Genomic DNA, 16,376 nt, shown 5'->3' on the forward strand with positions numbered 1-16,376 from the left:
CTGCCTTCTGCACGGTCAATGCGTGATCAGGCTAGCGTCAATGTCGCGACGCTCATGCAGAACGCGGACCACGTCCAGCACCGCACCACTTACGCGGTAGAAGACTAGAAACGGAAAGCGATCGAGAGGCCAGAGGCGCAAGGATGCATCTGGCAGAAGATGTGCGTAGCGGCGAGAGCCCACGCTCGGATGCTGGGCCAGAAAGGACAGCATGCCCAGGAGTTCATCGGTGAATGCTTCACCAAGCCCGGGCGCGATTTTGTCGTACCAGTCCTGGGCCGCATCCGCGTCCCCGCGCGCGCTGGGACGCAGCTTCAGGCGCAGCGCCACAGCTCAACGCTTGGGTTTTTGCAGGCGCGCGCGGAACTCGGCAGCGAAGTCGTCCACATGCGCGTACTCGGTTCCTTCGCCGCTGTTGAGCCCTTGCATGATGAGTTCATACAAGCGTTGCTCAGCCTCGTTCTGCGGACCAACAGCGTCGGCGGCACGCGGCAGCAGATACTTCTGTGAGCGAGGAGGAGTCGGACGAGCCATGCCGCATTCTACCAATGGTGTGAATAGTCCCGTCATCATCTTCGTTCTCCCGCGCCCTCAGCGCCTCCAGAAGCACTATTTGCGACGATCGTAGAGGAGTCATGCGCTACCCTCTATCGCTGTTCCGCGATTTTTGCCTCCATAAAGAGCCACGCGCATTACTGTGCGTGGCTTTTATCAACCGTCCGGAGTTACGCCGCGAACCCGCCATCAATATTCAGATTCGCCCCCGTCACGAACGCCGCTTCCGGACTCGCCAGATAAGCGACCATGCCCGCGATTTCTTCCGGGCGGCCGTGGCGTTGGAGGGCCATCAGGCCGTGGAGGGATTTGGCGAAGTCGCTGGTTTCGGGGTTCATGTCCGTGTCTACCGGGCCCGGTTGCACGTTGTTCACCGTGATGCCTTTCGGGCCGAGGTCGCGGGACATGCCCTGGACCAGGCCCTTGAGGGCGGACTTGCTCATGGCGTAGGCGGCGCCGCCGGCAAACGGCATGCGGTCGGCATTGGTGCTGCCGATGTTGATGATGCGGCCGCCTTCGCCCATGTACGGCAGCGCAGCCTTAGCGGCGACGAAGACCGCGCGGACGTTGACGGCCAGGGTTGCGTCGAAATCTTCGAGCGAGAACGCTTCGACGGGGCCAAGGCGCAGGACGCCCGCGTTGTTGACGAGGATGTCCACCTTGCCGAATTCCCGTGCCACGTCGTCGATGGCCTTGGCCAGCGCTGCCGAGTCGGCGGCGTCGGCCTTGTAGGCGTGGGCGCGACCGCCCTCGGCGCGGATCGATTCGGCCAGGGCTTCGGCGCCCGCTGCCGACTGCTGGTACGTGAAGGCGACCACAGCGCCTTCCCTGGCGAGACGGCGGACGATGGCCGCGCCGATGCCGCGGGCGCCGCCGGTTACGAAGGCGACCTTGCCGGTCAGGTTGCGGGCCACGTTGGCGTTAGAGGCGGTGTTCTGGTTCGTGCTCATGTTTAACTCCCGTTCGGAAATCAGTAGAAGGTGAACGGAGTATGGTCGGCGAACTCCCTTACCGGTAGTAATCGATGCGCAGAAACTTTTTCAACCAAAGGTATAAGATGAGATAAGCTCGATGCCATCATGGAAGCCCTGAACCTCCTCGAATCCTTCGTCCAGTCCGCCGATACGGGCAGCTTTTCGGCGGCCGCGCGCCGGCTCGGCCTCACCCCGGCTGCGGTGAGCAAGAACGTGGCACGGCTCGAATCGCATCTGGGTTTGCGGCTGTTCCAGCGCAGCACGCGCCGGCTCACGCTCACGCAAGGGGGCGAACAGTTCTTCCGGCAGGTGTCCGACCCCTACGCCACCCTGCGCGATGCATTCGCCGGCGCCGCCCAGGACGCCGGTAACCCGACCGGTGTGCTCAAGGTCGGCATGGGTCTCGCATTTGGCCGCGAGCATGTATTGCCGCTGCTCAACGAATTCCTCGAACGGTATCCCGCGATCGTGCCGGACTGGCATTTCGACAACCGCGCCGTCGATCTCATCCGCGACGGATTCGACGCGGCGATCGGCGGCGGCATCGAACTGACCGAAGGCGTCATCGCGCGCGAGCTCGCGCGCACGCATGTGGTCGTGACCGCCTCGCCCGCGTACATGAAGGGCCGGCCGATGCCGCGCCATCCTTCGGACCTCGCCGAACTCGACGGCATTGCCCGGCGGTCCGCCTCGACCGGACGCGTGCGTGCGTGGACATTGCGGAGCGCCGTGGGCGAGGAAGCGCTTGTCGTGCATCGCACAAGGGCGATCTTCGACGATCCCGAGGCGATGGCGCACGCCGCGATGCAGGGCCTGGGCATTGCGCTGCTGCCAATGCCGCACGCGGCGCGGTGGCTCGAGTCCGGCGCGCTGCAGCGATTGTTGCCCGGCTGGTGTGCCGACAACGGTCCCATCTCGTTGTATTACCCGAACAAGACGCTGCTGCCGGCACGCACCCGCGTGTTCATCGACTTCGTGATGGATGCGTTTCGCACGCGCGGTATCGCGCGGCGTTTTGACGGGCGTTGAGGCATCTATACTCGTCACACTCCATCCGCGTGGCCCGCACCATGACCGAACCCGCCGACGAGCGCCCCGCGCCCCCCGCCGCTCCCCCGACCGTGCCGTCGGGCTTTCGGCAGGGCATCATCACCGCGATCACCGTGCTGCTCGGCTTCTCGCTCGCGTTCTGGCGCTTCTGGGGATTGGAAAGCCCGGGCCGATGGGGTTGGCTATCGATCCTCGCCAGCCTCTGCCTGCTGCTGGCCGTCGCGTTGCAGATCGTCGCGCTGTTCCGCGCGTTGCGTATCGAGGACGACGCCGTGCCCGAATATCGCCGCACCGTGCGCTGGTTCATCGCCTCCGCCATCGCACTGCTCATCGGTCTCGCGGGCGCGATGATCGACGCCGCGCTCGGCGAATAAACAACGCCTTTCATCGATACGGTTGGTAATCGCTGTCTCCGCGATCTAAGCTGGCTGTGCGACCTGCCCACGCGATTCGTTCCACAAAGAGATTGGAGACACTCATGAACGCGTCCAGAAAATGGTGCAGCGCCGCGCTTGCGGGCATGCTGGCTATCGGCCTTGCATCCTGCGGCGGAAGCGACGATGACGATCCGGGCGTCGCGCCCACGGTCCAGCTGCTTTCGTCGCAACCCGACTACGTGACAGGCGGCACCGCCTTGATCGACGTGGCGGTACCGACCACCGTCAATGACAAACGGCCTTTGCAGATCACGCTCAACGGCAACGACGTCACCTCACAGTTTCAACCGAGTCCCACGGACAGCTCGCATCGGCAAGCGGTCGTAACCGGACTGACCAACGGCCTCAACAGCGTAGTCGCCAGCGTGGGCAAGGCGTCATCGACGATCACGATGACGAACTATCCGATCACGGGACCCGTGATCTCCGGCCCGTGGCAGAAGCCGTTCATCTGCCAGACCTCGACCTTCCAGTTGCCCGACGGCTCGACACTCGGCGCCGCCCTCGACGCCAACTGCTCGGCGGCCACGCGCGTCACGTACATGTACCGGTCGACCACCGACGGCACGCTCAAGCCGATGACGAGCACGACGTCGCGGCCCGCCGATGTGGCCACCGTCACCACGCTCGCGGGGCAGCAGGTGCCGTTCATCGTGCGGGTGGAGACAGGCACCGTCGACCGCGGCATCTATCAGAACGCGGTGCTGCACGATCCCACCACGGAGGGCGCTCCCACGCCGCTGAAGCCGCCGAAGGCCTGGAACCGCCGCATGATCGCGATCGAAGGGTTCGGTTGCCCCGGCGGGTGGTACGTGCAGGGCGGCGCGCAGGGCAACATCCAGAGCGCGGGCTTCGATTTCAGCCTGCTCAACGTGCAGCGCCTCGCGGAAGGGTATGCGATGTTCGCCAACACGCTGCAGCACGCGTCGAACAACTGCAATGCCGTGCTGGCGAGCGAAGCCGCGATGATGTCGAAAGAAGCCACGATCAAGACATTCGGCGTGCCGGACTTCACGGTCAGCGCCGGATGTTCGGGCGGCTCCTACGGCAGCGCGCAACCGGCCGACCGCATCCCGGGCCTGTTCGATGGCGTGATGCTGCTGTGCACGTTCCCCGATCCGCTCGGCATCGCCTTCTCCGGATCCGATGGGCATTTGATCACGCACTACATCACGGTCAATCCCTCCGCGTTCACCGATGCGCAGATCGCCGCGGTCACGGGCTACAAGAGCCGCAAGGCGTTCGAGGATGCCGCGAACCAGGCAGGCCGCACGGACCCCGTACCGAATCGCGTGGACTACGCGGGTTATGTCTCTGCGCCGTTCAACGCGATTGTCCCCACCTCGCTACGGTACGACCCGGCATCCAATCCGACGGGTATCCGCGGCACCGTATACGACGCATCGAAGAACATCTACGGCGTGAACCCCGCAACGGGATTCGCGCTGCGGCCGTTCGACAACGTCGGCGTGCAATACGGACTGGCGGCGCTCAATGCGGGCACGATCACGACCACGCAGTTCCTCGATCTCAACGAGAAGATCGGCGGCTACGATCAGGATGCGAACTACGTCACCGCGCGCAGCGTGGGCGATGCGGGCGCGATCCTGCGCGCGCAGCAAAGCGGTCTGCAACTGGGCACGAACGGCGGTCTCGCCAGCATTCCGGTGTTCGACGTCACGGGCATCTACAACGACGACTCCGGCTATCACTACCAGTGGTTCCACTTCGCCGTGCGCGAGCGCATGGTGCAGGCCAACGGCGATAGCAAGAACCACGTGATGTGGCGCGGCAACCCGGTGCCCGCGGACACCGCGTGGAGCACGTTTATCCAGTGGGTGGCCGCGTACAAGGCCGACAAGACCACGACCGCGCAGAAGGACAAGGTCGTGGCGTACAAGCCCGCGGCGGCAGTGGACGGCTGCTGGTCGAGCCCCACCGCGTTCGTCACGGAGACGCAGACGCTGAGCCCGATCGCCAACACAACGTGCAACGGTCTGTTCCCGTCGTGGACCGCGCCGCGCATCGTGGCGGGCGGACCGGTGGCGGCCAACGTCATCAAATGCACGCTCAAGCCGATTACCGCTTCCGATTACACGGTGATGTTCTCGGGTGCGGAGATGACGCGTCTGCAGCAGATCTTCCCCAATGGCGTGTGCGACTGGAGCAAGCCGGGCGTCAACCAGACCGGCGTGGTGCCGAACGGCTCGTTCGGCCCATCGCCGGTCAACGTGGTGTACGACATCACCAAGACCTGAAGTCAGCGTTCAAACCGCGCTAGCTTCGCGTCGGCTCCACGGCCTGCTGCACGGGCCGTGTGGCCGGCGTATCGGTCGGGCTCACCACCGCATAGAAGTAACGCCCCTGACGCCAGTACTGCGCGAGCAGGTTGCCATCCTTGCGGTTGCCATTGGCAAAGTGCAACACATCGCCAGGGGGACGCACGTAGAACACGATCGATTGCCCCTGCGCGTTGCGATAGAGCACCATCGCGGCCGTGCCCTGCTGCGCGGACATCAGCCGGCCGCTCACGGGTTTGAAGCCGTAGGCACTGAAATCGGGCAACGGCTCGGGCTGCACGAAATGGTGGTCGAGCCAGGCCTGCAGCTGGCGCGGATCGGTCGTGCGGATATCGGCCATCATGTCGTCGGTCGCCACCGCGGGGGTGGACACCGCGTGATCGTCAGGGCCCGCAGCCACTGGTCGCGCCTCATTGGAAGCGAACATACGATAGGCCTGCACCGCATCGGCCATCGGCAGATAGTTCTGCCGCATCGCGTACTCGCGCGACTGCCAGCCGCCGAAGCCGCCGACGACGAGGGCCATCATCACGGAGGCCGCAATCGACATGCGCTGGCGCGAGCGATCGCGCAGCGTGCGGCGAATGCGGAACGGGTCGAGCCGGGCGGGCGTGTCGGCCGGCGGTGGCTCCAGGCTCGCGCGCAGCCGTTGCGCGCCCAGGCGGATCTGCTCGATCTCGCTGGCGATTTCCGGATGCGACGGGAGGAGGGCATCGATCTGGCTGCGCCGCGTCTCGTCGAGCTCGCCATCCACATACGCGTGGAGCTCGGGTTCGGTGGGCATCAGGGCATTCATTTCATCACCTGCAGGGAAGGTTGAGCGACGACCCGGCCTTCGGTCAGATCGCGGAGCGCCTTGCGCGCGCGCGAGATGCGGGACATTACCGTGCCGATGGGCACGCCGAGCGTATCCGCGGCCTCCTGATAGCTGAGTCCCTCGACGGACACGAGCAGCAACAGCGCGCGCTGTTCGACGGGCAGTCGATGAAAGCCGTCGAGTGCCGACCGCGCCAGCACGACGTCCTCGGTCGAGGGCGCCATATCTTCGTCGTGACCCACGCCGAACAGCGATAGCAGGCCCGCATAGCGCTTGGCGCGCCGCTGGCCATCGAGAAACACGCGGTAGAGGATCGAGAACAGCCACGCACGCAGGTCGCCCTCGTCACGGCGCGTCTCTCGTCGCGAGAGCGCGCGCTCGAGGCAACTCTGCACGAGGTCATCGGCGCTGGACTCCTGGCGCGTCAAAGACAGCGCGAAACGGCGCAGCCGCGGAATGACCTCGCGCAGTTCGTCATCGGTAAAGTCCTTGCTCATGTCTGTCAGCCGGATAGGCTTTCGGGTTCAACTGCAGGGAAGACGAACGGCCCGGACGATTATTCCACGCGTGCGCGAAAAATTGATGGAGCGTGCGATGCCACACCAACTACGGGGTGTGGGCGAGGTGTGGGCGAGGTGTGGGAATTGTCTTACGTACATTTCGGAAGGGGGCCGCTGCTTCATATCGGTGCCAAAACATAACCTTCAACTACGGTGTGGCCACGCAAAGAAACGCCTGGCCCGGAAGAGAAATCCCCTTAGAGAAGGAGCAACGACATGACCATGAAGAAACTGCTCTGCGCCGCAGTGTGCTCGATGATGGTGGCCGCCCCGGCAGGCTTTGCTTACGCACAAGCCGGCTCGAAAGCCGATTACGACGCAGCCGTGAAGACGGCCGACGCCGACTACAAGACCGCGAACACCAAGTGCGATGCGCTGAAGGACAACGCGAAGGACGTCTGCAAGGCCGAGGCCAAGCGTGACCGTGACGTGGCCAAGGCCAACGCCGAAGCCAAGCGCGACGGCACCGAAAAGGCACATGCCAAGGCATTGAAGACCAAGGCCGATCGCGACTACGACGTGGCGAAGGAAATGTGCGACGACAAGTCCGGCAACGACAAGGACGTCTGCGTGAAGCAGGCCAAGGCCGCCCATGAGCAAGCTCTGGGTTCGGCAAAGGTGACCAAGGCTGCCGCCACGGGCACCGGTACCGATGTGGCCGAAGCGCGTGCCGATGCCCGCAAGGACGCCACGGACGCCGCTTACAAGGCTGACAAGGAAAAGTGCGATGCCATGTCCGGCGACGCCAAGGACAAGTGCCAGGCTAACGTGAAGGCCAAGTACGCACGCTAATCCGCGCGCAACCTCGCTAACCGACACCATCGACACCAACTTTAGGAGTCCGATATGAACTGGGACCAAATCGAAGGCAAGTGGGATCAGGCCAAGGGCAAGATCAAGGAAAAATGGGGCAAGCTGACCGATGACGACATGACGGTCATCAACGGCAAGCGGGACCAGCTCGCCGGCCGCATCCAGGAGCGCTACGGCTACACCAAGGAGCGCGCCGAGGAAGAAATGAAGGCCTGGGAACGCGACACGCGCTGGTAATCCGCCAGCGTCGCGAAAGTCGATGCGCGGACGGTGCATCGCAGGCAACGGGGCTTCGGCCCCGTTTGTCTTTTTTTGAATGCCCGACTCAAGTGGGGAGCTCTTCTGCCTTGGGGACGCGGAATGCCACAAATTGTGGTGTAAACGCCGCGTTATCGGCCGTTGTGATGGCTTTGCGTGACGAATTAAGCATTAATTAGCACTGAATATCGCCGAATTTAGTACGGCGCGCTTCCATCGCGTCTTAAGATTGCGGCTCCCATTGGCGTCTCAAACTCATTCTCGGCCGCGCGCTGTCGTAGGCGTGGTGCCGCATGTACGCGATCCTGCCCGCCTTCGTCTCGTCGATCTTCCTCGGTTACGGCCTCTATGTGCTGGTGACCCAGGGCGTCACGCGCGTATCGACGTCGTTCTTCCTGTTGTGCGCGACGACGTTCGCGTGGCAGGGCACCTGGGCTTTCCTGTTCCAGGCCGAGCATCCCGACGTGGCGATGCTGCTCGCGCGCGTCGGCTATCTGTTCATCCTGTTCCTGCCGACGACGTTCTATCACTTCATCTGCGAAGCGACCGAGTGCCGCGGCGAACGGCCCGCGCTGCTGGTGTCGTACGGCATGAGCCTGATCCTGTCGGTGCTGTTGCTGACGACGCATCAGGTGGTATCGGGCTACTACACGCTGTTCTTCGGCGAGTATCCCAAAGCCGGGCCGCTTCATCCTCTGCACGTGCTGCAGACGGTGGTGCTGGCTTTGCGCTGCGCGTGGCTGCTGATGACGGCACGCAAGAATGCAACGGCCGAGCGGCGCCGGCGTTTCAATCTGTGCCTGCTCGCATTGGGGCTGTATTCGGTGGCCGCGGTCGACTATGGCGTGAACTACGGCCTGACGTTCTATCCGCCGGGGGCGATCTTCATCGCGCTGAGCCTTGGCATTCTTGCGCTGAGCGTGGTGCGTTACGACCTGATGCATCCGTATTCGCTGGCGGCGACGGTCGCGCATGAAGTACGCACGCCGCTTGCGACCATCCGCATGCAGGTGCAGGAAATCGCGCTGGCGTGGCCGCGCCTGCTACAGGGGTATCGGCTTGCCGTCGATCATGGCCTGATGGAGGACCGCATGCGTCCCGGCCAGATCGAACGCATGAGCCAGCTGATTGGCGGCATCACGCGCGAGGTCGACGGCACGAGCACCGTCATCGACATGGCGCTTGCTTCCGTGACGCTCGAGCGGCTGGACCGCAGCACGTTTGCTCCCCATGGCGTGGCTGCCTGCGTCGACGCCGCGATCGAGCGCTATCCGTTCCAGCCCGAGGAACGCGAGCGAGTGCGCGTGCACGGTTTCGAGCCGGACTGGCGCTTCGTGGGCTCCGACACGCTGCTCGTGTACGTGTTGTTCAATCTGCTCAAGAACGGCCTCTACGCCATTCGCACGCATGGCAGTGGAGAGATCCGCATCGAAGGCGGCATCGAGGGCAGCTTCTATCTGCTGCGCTTTACCGATTCGGGCCCGGGCATTCCCCCCGACGTGCTGCCGCGCATCTTCGAACCGTTCTTCTCGACGAAGGCGCATGGCCGTGGCAACGGTCTTGGTCTGGCCTTCTGCCGGCGCGTGATGGAGGCGTTCGGCGGCCGTATCGAATGCGCGTCGCGCCCTGGTATTCACACTACCTTCACGCTGCGCCTGCCGCGTTTCCACCCTCTCGGCGATCGGCCCGACGAGCGTTTCCGCACGCGCGCCGCCGGCTGACCGCTCCGGCGGCGCGCACGCATTTCAGCTAGACCCTCTCAACTACACAATTCCGACAAAGCTGGGTCACGGCTCAGTTTGCGAACGGCGGCAGCACGAGCTCGTATTCCTTGACCCGCTCGATGATCTCCCGCGGGAAGCGCGAGATGCGCTTTTCCCTGTCCGCGAAGACGATCTGCTGGTAGCCCAGCGACACGGGACGGCCCTCGACGCTGAAGCGGAACAGCAGGTACGCCGAACATTGCCGCACCTGGAACGTGTTGAGGTGGCAGTCCACACGTTGGAACGGGAACGTTTCCTCGACATATTCCTGATGGGCGCGCTTTGTCACGAACACGCCGCCGGCCGCCAGGAGGTTGCCGTGGATGCATTCGTGGAACCAGCGCTCGCGGCAGATGCCCTGCCATTCGAAATAGCGGGCGAAGTAGGTGTTCATGAAGGCATTGGAGTCCTTGAGGTAGATATCGATGGCATGGTGGAAGGTTTTCTGCGGGGTGGTTTCCAGCGCGTCCTGGTCGAGCAGGGCGGTACCGCGATTGAGCACTTGGGGAATCACGTCACGCATCAACATGGAAAAGCTCCTGAATGGGTCAGGCTGCAACGCGGCAGCCAGCGCGTGCCCCGGGGAAAGGTGCGGGGCATGACGCATTCTGGCTTGACGTGAGAAACGGCGGGGGCGTGCCGTGGAGGGGAGGCTACTTCCGGGTTTGCGCGGCGGGAGACGGCGGAGCGGCCTGCGACGTGGTAGGCGGGGTGCCTGGCGACGCCGCAGGTGGGCTCGGTGCGCTCGGTGCGGCGGATGCGGGTAGTTCGCGCATGGGCAGGTCCGTGACCTTCAGCGCCTTGTCGAAGTTGCACTGGAACGCGAAGCGCTTGCCGCCGTCCGTGATCTCGCCGATCACGGCCATGCTGGTTCGGCCCTCCATCGCATTGATGGCGTCGAATCTGGCGTTCTCGTGACCCTGCTGCTTGACCGCCTTCCGGCATTCGGCGGTAGCCCGCGCGCGGGCGTCCGCCAGCGCCGGGGAAGCGGCCATCAACAGGCAGCACGGCAGGCAGCACGACAGGCAGCAACGGGCCAGGGCGAGACATGCGGCTGAACGAGGCATCGTGGACTCCCTGTTTGTCGGATTGGACACATGGGCTCGTATATACCCAGATTATCAGCCGAGGCGCCTCGCGCACGTTTCAAGTTGTTTCCCAGTGTGGGTTGCCGCATGCTGCCCTTTATGGTGCATAAGTGCCCTTATATGCCCAAAAAATCCTAGTTTCCCCTGTCAACGCAGGATTATTTCAATCCGTTACGGATCATTACTAGCTCGCGCACCAGACGGTTCAGCGGACGGTTCAGCGGACGGTTCAAAGACGGGCAGACAGCGGAAGTGGCCGACATAACGGCAGGGCAAGACAGGGGAGCAGTCAGTCGTGCAGGAATTCTTTCCGATGTGGCAGGGACTCACGCGAGTCCGGGAAGGCGGCAGTCCGTGGGGCCACGGTCCGCTGCGTTATCTCAAGTACCTGGGCGCCATGATCACGGTGTCGGCAGCCTGCTATCCCGCCGGCACGCGCCGCTGCTGGACGCGGCGCGCCCGCATGGTGGCAATGTCTGCACTGCGCGAGGGCGCCGTCCGCCCGTGGCTCCGCGCGGCCGGGTCGTGCGCATTGCTGCAACGCGTAATCGCGAAGCGGCCGGCGCTGCTCGAGCGTCCGTATCGGCCGCTCGGCGAACTGGGCATGACGTTCCACGAGCGCGCCAGTCTCGTGGCCGATCACTACGGCGTCATGCATGCCACGCTGCCCCTCTCGCTATGCGAGCGCGTCTACCTCGATGGCGGCGTCGCATGGCAGTTCGGTGACGATGGCCGCTATACGCTGCGCCTCGGCGACTCGGGCCCCAACCCCAAGGAAGGCGAGCTTGCCTTCTACTGGGTCGATAGCGCGACCGACACGTGCCTCGCGCAACTGAGCTTCTATCTCACCCACGGATATGACGGCCCGGCAGTGTTCATCGGCGGCCTGCAGGGTCCAAAGGGCGAGACAAGCCGCGAATACATCCGTGTTTCGACGAAGTCGTGCGAGGGTGTGCGTCCGAAGGATGCCGTCATGGAAGCGCTGCTCGCGCTCGCGGGCCATATCGGCGCGCGCCGCATCGTCGCGGTATCGCGCGCCAATCATGTCGGCCGTCAGCGCAATACCCCGCGCGAGATCCAGGCGGACTACGAAACATTCTGGCGCGAATCCCACGCCGTGGACCTGCCCGACGGCAATATGTCGATCCCGGTGCTGCAGCCCGTGCGCGACATCGCAGACATCCCATCGAAGAAGCGTTCTGCCTGGCGGCGCAAACAAGCCGTCGCCGAATCGATTCGCGCGCGCGTGTGCGACACGTTGCGCGACAGCGCCTGAGCGCGCGTCCGGCATTCGCACGCAAACCTCTGGCGGCGCGCTCCACTGGGGCGCCCGCCGCGCATCGATGCCGCTACACTATGCGTCTCCCCTCGACCGTGACGGATCACCGCAATGGAGACGAAGACCGTGAGTGTGAACGATGGCGTGACTAGTGGCCGCGAGGCGACGCAAGGATCGATGAACGGGGCGGAGAGCCTCGTCAAGACGTTGCTGGCATGCGGTGTGGATACCTGCTTCGCCAATCCCGGTACGAGCGAAATGCACTTTGTCGCGGCGCTCGACCGCATTCCGGGCATGCACTGTGTGCTCGGCCTGTTCGAGGGCGTGGTCACCGGCGCCGCCGACGGTTACGCGCGCATGGCCGGCAAGCCCGCCGCCACGCTGCTGCACTGCGGCCCCGGCCTCGCCAACGGCCTCGCCAACCTCCACAATGCGCGCCGCGCGCAGACGCCGATCGTCAACATCATCGGCGACCAGGCCACCTATCACCGTCCGTTCGACGCGCCCCTCACGGCCGATACCGAAGGCTGGGCCCGTCCCGTTTCCGTCTGGACCCGCACCGCGACCTCGGCCGCCTCGGTCGGCGCCGATGCCGCCGTCGCCGTGCAGGCCGCCATGGGCGCACCCGGCGGCGTCGCGAGCCTGATTCTGCCGTCCGACGTGTGCTGGGACGAAGGCGGTCAGGTGGCCGCGCCGCTGCCGCCGCTGCCTGTGCCGCAGGTGTCGCCCGATGCGGTCCAGAACGCCGCGCGCGTGCTGCGCAGCGGCCAATCGACGCTAATCGTGCTGGCCGGCAGCGCGTTGCTGGAAGGCGCGCTTGCCGATGCGCATCGCATCGCCGCCGCGACCGACGCGCGCCTCATCACGCCGATGTCCAACGCGCGCGTCACGCGGGGCCGCGGCCGGCTGGCGGTCGATCGCATTCCTTATTCGGGCGATATCGCGCGCACGAAGCTGGCGGGTATCCGCCATGTCGTGCTGGTCGGCGCGCCGCCGCCCGTGACGTTCTTCGCTTACCCGGGCAAGTCGCCGCGTCCGTATCCGGAAGATGCCACGATCCACGTGCTGGCGCGTCCGGAGCAGGACCTTGGCGATGCGCTGGCGCGGCTGGCCGACGAGCTGGGCGCGCGCAAGGCCGAACTGCCTTCCACCGCCGCCATGACGCATTCGCCCGCCTCCGGCGCGATTACCTCGGAAGCGGTGGCGCAGTCCCTGACCGCGCTGCTGCCCGAACAGGCCGTGGTGATCGAAGAGAGCGTGAGCTTCGGCCGCGCGTTCTATCCGGGGACGGCCCACGCCGCGCCGCACGACTGGCTGCAGCTGACGGGCGGCGCCATTGGCGAAGGCCTGCCGCTCGCGACGGGCGCCGCCATCGCCGCGCCGGGACGCCGCGTGGTGTCGCTGCAGGCCGATGGCTCGGGCATGTACACGCTGCAGTCGCTCTGGACCATGGCGCGCGAAAAGCTCGACGTGACCATCGTGCTGCTGGCCAACCGCAAGTACGCGATCCTGCTGGGCGAACTCGCGGGTGTGGGCGCGAACGCGGGCAAGACCGCGCTCGACATGCTCGATATCGGCAATCCCGACCTCGACTGGGTCAAGCTTGCGAACGGCATGGGCGTCGAGGGCGCGCGTGCGACGGATATGGATACGTTCAACGATCTGTTCCGCATGGCCAACCAGCGGAAGGGTCCGTTCCTGATCGAACTCGTGATCTGACGGTATAGCGATAAGCACAGGAGGCAGGCATGCTTCAACTTCGGCCCGGCTGCGAATGCTGTGACAAGGACTTGCCACCCGATAGCACCGAGGCGCGCATCTGCACATTCGAGTGCACGTTCTGCGCGGATTGCGCGACGAACAAGCTGCGCGGAATCTGTCCGAACTGCGGCGGCGAGCTGGTGGCGCGGCCGCGCCGGCCCGCCGCCAAGCTCGCGACGTCGCCGGCGTCCACGGAGCGTGTGTTAAAGCCGGCGGGCTGCGGCGCCGCCTGAAGAGGGCGCAACCCAGTGGGTTGAACCGAGAGGCTTCAACCAAGCGGCCCTAACCCTGCGGCCCTAACCCTGCGGCCCTAACCTGCGGCCCTAACCTGCGGCCCCAACCCCGCAGCCTTAACCGATCGTCGCCCACCCCTGCATCGCCTGACCGCCGGCATCGTCGCCGGTCCACAGCAGCACGCGGCCGGGCGTCGCCGGATCGGGCGCGGCGCCCACTGTGACCGTATCGATATGGAACAGCGGCGCCAGGCCGCGGAAGCCAAACGTCTTCACGCGCGCGTCGGGCTGCTCCGCGCGCAGTAGTTCCAGCATCAGCGTGGCCTGCAACGGGCCATGCACGATCAGGCCCGGATATCCCTCCACATCGCGCACGTAGTCCAGATCGTAGTGAATGCGATGCCCGTTGAACGTCAGCGCCGAGTAACGGAACAGCAGCACGGGATCCGCCTGGAGCGTACGCTGCCATCGCGCGCGTTGTTCGAGCCGGGGACGCGGCGGCATCGGCGCGCCCGGTTCGGCGGCGGCACGATAGACGATGTCGTGGCGCTCGTCGATGGCCGTCTTGCCGTTCACGGTCAAGGCGTGATCGACGGTAACGAAATACAGCTCGCCCGATCGGCCGCTCTTGTGCGTGACATCGCGGATCGTTGAGGTTCGGGTGACGGTATCACCGACGCGCAACGGGGCGTGGAATGCGATCTCGCTGCCGGCCCACATGCGGCGGGGCAGGGGCACGGGCGGCAGGAAGCCACCGAGGCGTGTATGGCCATCGGGGCCCAGCGTTTCCTGCGGCGCGCGTGGCAGGAAATAGAGCCAGTGCCACAACGGCGGCAGCGGACCCGCGGCTAGCGCGTCGCCATCGAGGTTGAAGGTGGCGGCCAGCGATAGCACGGGTTCGGGCGCAAGCGTCTCCGTGCGCGCCTCGCTGCGGCCGATCCATGTGCGCAGATGGTCCAGCGTTTTGTCTTCGGTCATGGTCATCGTGGGTAGGGCCGGCTTTGGCCCCTGTCCTCTATCGTTCGTCTATCGTCTATCGTCTCGGCGTCTCGGCGTCTCGGCGTCTCCGTACCGGGGCCGTCATCGTGCAGCTGGCAGCCAGTCGCGCACGTTCGCTTCGCCCTCGAGCCGCCACGTCCGCGCAATGATGGCGCGCATCTCGGCCTCGCTGGCGCCGTGGCGGAAGGCCCCGAGCTGGATGGCCTTGGCCTCGAGTTCGGGGCGCGAGAGTGTGTTGTCGGGATCGCCCTTCGGCACATCGACACGGGCCTCGAGCGTGCGCCCATCATGGGTATGCACGGTCACGCGTCCGATCCACTGGCGCGGATATGCGGCGTTGATCTCCTCATCGAGCACCATCTCCACCTTGTCGCGGAACGCGGCCACCCGTGCATCCTGCAGGGCCTGGGTCTCGAACTCGCCGAGGCCCGCGTGCGCATGCACGGCCACAAGCCCCAGCACCGTGCCCATCGAGAATTTGGCCTGATGGATCGTCGTCGGATTGACGACGGGACCCAGTACGTCGATTGCGCCCTGATGCACATGCGCGGTGACGCGTGCAATCTGGTCCGCGGTAATGCCATCGCGGCGCACGAGCGCGGCCAGTGCGTCGGCCGCCGGATGCGTATGGCGGCACGAGGCGAAGTACTTGAACGAGGTTTCCGCCGTCGCCCAGCGCGTGCCCAGGCCATCGGTCAGGGCGGCGGGGTTGGCGTCGCTCGACATGCCGGCCGCCATGCCCTGCGCGCCTTCGAGGATGCGCTTCGCGCCCGTGAAGCCCGCGCGCGCGAGCCACGCGGACTGCAGGCCATCGGCAGCAGCCTTTGCCGTGTGTAACTGCTTGGAGTCGGCGGCGTCGCGCAGGAACTCCCATAAACCCGCCGCCTGCGTGCCAGCCGTGCCGAGCGCCTGGTTGATGCCTTCGGCATCGAGCCCGAACAGCTTGGCGACGCCCGCCGCCGCAGCCAGCGTGCCCACCGTCCCGGTGGTGTGGAACACGCGGTAGTGCGAGCGGCCCATGAATTCGCCGATGCGGATGCCAGCTTCGTAACCCGCGATCGAGGCGAGCAACACGTCCGCGCCGCTCCGGCCTTCCGCCTGCGCGGCGGCGAGCACGGCTGGGAACACGACGGCGGCCGGATGCAGCACGGAGCCGTTGTGCACGTCGTCCTGCTCGACCACGTGGGACGACGCGCCATTGATCAGCGCCGCGAAATAGGGCGAGGTGCGGCGCCGGTCGACGAGCACCTCCGCGTCGCCGGTGCCCGGGCCCATGGCGCCCGCGAACTCCTGCAGGCGGCGGATCGCCGGCGCGTCCTTGCCCGCGATGGCGGAAGCGATCCAGTCGAGGTATAAGTCCTTTGTGCGCTCGACGACGGGCGCCGGCACGTCGGACAGCTTCAGGTTCGCCAGAAACTCGCAGAGCTGACGCGTGGGATAAGTGGTCTCGTTGGCGGTGTTGGAAGTCATGGGGTGCGTCTCCTCGGCA

General features: G+C 65.4%; 18 protein-coding genes. 9 read left to right on the forward strand and 9 right to left on the reverse strand.

What is annotated here, in order from left to right:
• Positions 1-15: 15 nt before the first annotated feature.
• The 3 genes from KHP16_RS09065 to KHP16_RS09075 all read right to left on the reverse strand — a co-directional run bounded on the left by KHP16_RS09065 (position 16) and on the right by KHP16_RS09075 (position 1,505).
• Complete coding sequence (locus KHP16_RS09065; protein WP_211960039.1) at positions 16-330, reverse strand: type II toxin-antitoxin system RelE/ParE family toxin; 315 nt, start codon at positions 328-330, stop codon at positions 16-18.
• A 3-nt stretch (positions 331-333) separates the two neighbouring features.
• On the reverse strand, positions 334-573 hold the full coding sequence (locus tag KHP16_RS09070; RefSeq protein WP_244835724.1) for a hypothetical protein: 240 nt from the start codon (positions 571-573) through the stop codon (positions 334-336).
• 152 nt (positions 574-725) lie between these two features.
• A complete protein-coding gene (locus KHP16_RS09075) occupies positions 726-1,505 on the reverse strand; it encodes an SDR family oxidoreductase (protein ID WP_244835725.1) in 780 nt (259 codons plus the stop codon).
• 129 nt (positions 1,506-1,634) lie between these two features.
• Between KHP16_RS09075 and KHP16_RS09080 the strand changes: the two genes are divergently transcribed.
• The 3 genes from KHP16_RS09080 (at position 1,635) to KHP16_RS09090 (ending at position 5,274) form a co-directional block, all read left to right on the forward strand.
• Positions 1,635-2,558 carry a LysR family transcriptional regulator gene (locus tag KHP16_RS09080; RefSeq protein WP_115953419.1) on the forward strand — a complete coding sequence of 308 codons (924 nt, stop codon included), beginning with the start codon at positions 1,635-1,637 and terminating at the stop codon, positions 2,556-2,558.
• A gap of 41 nt (positions 2,559-2,599) precedes the next feature.
• Positions 2,600-2,953 (forward strand): hypothetical protein, encoded by a 354-nt coding sequence (locus KHP16_RS09085; RefSeq protein WP_121491747.1) that lies wholly within the window; start codon positions 2,600-2,602, stop codon positions 2,951-2,953.
• A gap of 104 nt (positions 2,954-3,057) precedes the next feature.
• Entirely contained in the window at positions 3,058-5,274 is a 2,217-nt protein-coding gene (locus KHP16_RS09090; RefSeq protein ID WP_179593983.1) for a DUF6351 family protein, read from the forward strand.
• Between the two features lie 19 nt (positions 5,275-5,293).
• Here the strand turns inward: KHP16_RS09090 and KHP16_RS09095 are convergent, their stop codons facing one another.
• Both KHP16_RS09095 and KHP16_RS09100 read right to left on the reverse strand, forming a co-directional pair.
• A complete protein-coding gene (locus tag KHP16_RS09095; protein ID WP_109583635.1) occupies positions 5,294-6,112 on the reverse strand; it encodes an anti-sigma factor in 819 nt (272 codons plus the stop codon).
• Positions 6,109-6,630 carry a sigma-70 family RNA polymerase sigma factor gene (locus KHP16_RS09100; protein ID WP_109583634.1) on the reverse strand — a complete coding sequence of 174 codons (522 nt, stop codon included), beginning with the start codon at positions 6,628-6,630 and terminating at the stop codon, positions 6,109-6,111. The genes KHP16_RS09095 and KHP16_RS09100 overlap by 4 nt, the downstream gene beginning before the upstream one ends.
• Before the next feature lie 285 nt (positions 6,631-6,915).
• On the opposite strand from KHP16_RS09100, the gene KHP16_RS09105 reads away from it, so the two are divergent.
• The 3 genes from KHP16_RS09105 to KHP16_RS09115 all read left to right on the forward strand — a co-directional run bounded on the left by KHP16_RS09105 (position 6,916) and on the right by KHP16_RS09115 (position 9,485).
• Positions 6,916-7,485, forward strand: a complete 570-nt coding sequence (locus KHP16_RS09105; RefSeq protein ID WP_211960527.1) for a hypothetical protein — start codon at positions 6,916-6,918, stop codon at positions 7,483-7,485.
• A 54-nt stretch (positions 7,486-7,539) separates the two neighbouring features.
• On the forward strand, positions 7,540-7,743 hold the full coding sequence (locus KHP16_RS09110; protein WP_109583633.1) for a CsbD family protein: 204 nt from the start codon (positions 7,540-7,542) through the stop codon (positions 7,741-7,743).
• A 314-nt stretch (positions 7,744-8,057) separates the two neighbouring features.
• Entirely contained in the window at positions 8,058-9,485 is a 1,428-nt protein-coding gene (locus tag KHP16_RS09115; protein ID WP_109583632.1) for a sensor histidine kinase, read from the forward strand.
• Between the two features lie 73 nt (positions 9,486-9,558).
• Here KHP16_RS09115 and KHP16_RS09120 read toward each other — a convergent pair whose 3' ends face one another.
• Complete coding sequence (locus tag KHP16_RS09120) at positions 9,559-10,056, reverse strand: acyl-CoA thioesterase (RefSeq protein ID WP_109583631.1); 498 nt, start codon at positions 10,054-10,056, stop codon at positions 9,559-9,561.
• 124 nt (positions 10,057-10,180) lie between these two features.
• Positions 10,181-10,594 (reverse strand): hypothetical protein, encoded by a 414-nt coding sequence (locus tag KHP16_RS09125; RefSeq protein WP_147452842.1) that lies wholly within the window; start codon positions 10,592-10,594, stop codon positions 10,181-10,183.
• Between the two features lie 316 nt (positions 10,595-10,910).
• Here KHP16_RS09125 and KHP16_RS09130 point away from each other — a divergent pair, with 316 nt between their 5' ends.
• The 3 genes from KHP16_RS09130 (at position 10,911) to KHP16_RS09140 (ending at position 13,888) form a co-directional block, all read left to right on the forward strand.
• Entirely contained in the window at positions 10,911-11,891 is a 981-nt protein-coding gene (locus tag KHP16_RS09130; protein ID WP_244835726.1) for a DUF535 family protein, read from the forward strand.
• 180 nt (positions 11,892-12,071) lie between these two features.
• Positions 12,072-13,613: an acetolactate synthase large subunit gene (locus tag KHP16_RS09135; RefSeq protein WP_109583790.1), complete on the forward strand. Its 1,542-nt coding sequence runs from the start codon at positions 12,072-12,074 to the stop codon at positions 13,611-13,613.
• A 29-nt stretch (positions 13,614-13,642) separates the two neighbouring features.
• Complete coding sequence (locus tag KHP16_RS09140; RefSeq protein ID WP_115953415.1) at positions 13,643-13,888, forward strand: DUF1272 domain-containing protein; 246 nt, start codon at positions 13,643-13,645, stop codon at positions 13,886-13,888.
• Positions 13,889-14,005: 117 nt separating this feature from the next.
• On the opposite strand, the gene KHP16_RS09145 is transcribed toward KHP16_RS09140, so the two are convergent.
• A complete protein-coding gene (locus KHP16_RS09145; RefSeq protein ID WP_109583789.1) occupies positions 14,006-14,866 on the reverse strand; it encodes an HTD2 family dehydratase in 861 nt (286 codons plus the stop codon).
• Positions 14,867-14,968: 102 nt separating this feature from the next.
• On the reverse strand, positions 14,969-16,357 hold the full coding sequence (locus tag KHP16_RS09150) for an MmgE/PrpD family protein (protein ID WP_109583628.1): 1,389 nt from the start codon (positions 16,355-16,357) through the stop codon (positions 14,969-14,971).
• Positions 16,358-16,376: the final 19 nt, after the last annotated feature.

Source organism: Cupriavidus plantarum (assembly GCF_905397285.1).
GTDB classification, from domain to species: domain Bacteria; phylum Pseudomonadota; class Gammaproteobacteria; order Burkholderiales; family Burkholderiaceae; genus Cupriavidus; species Cupriavidus plantarum.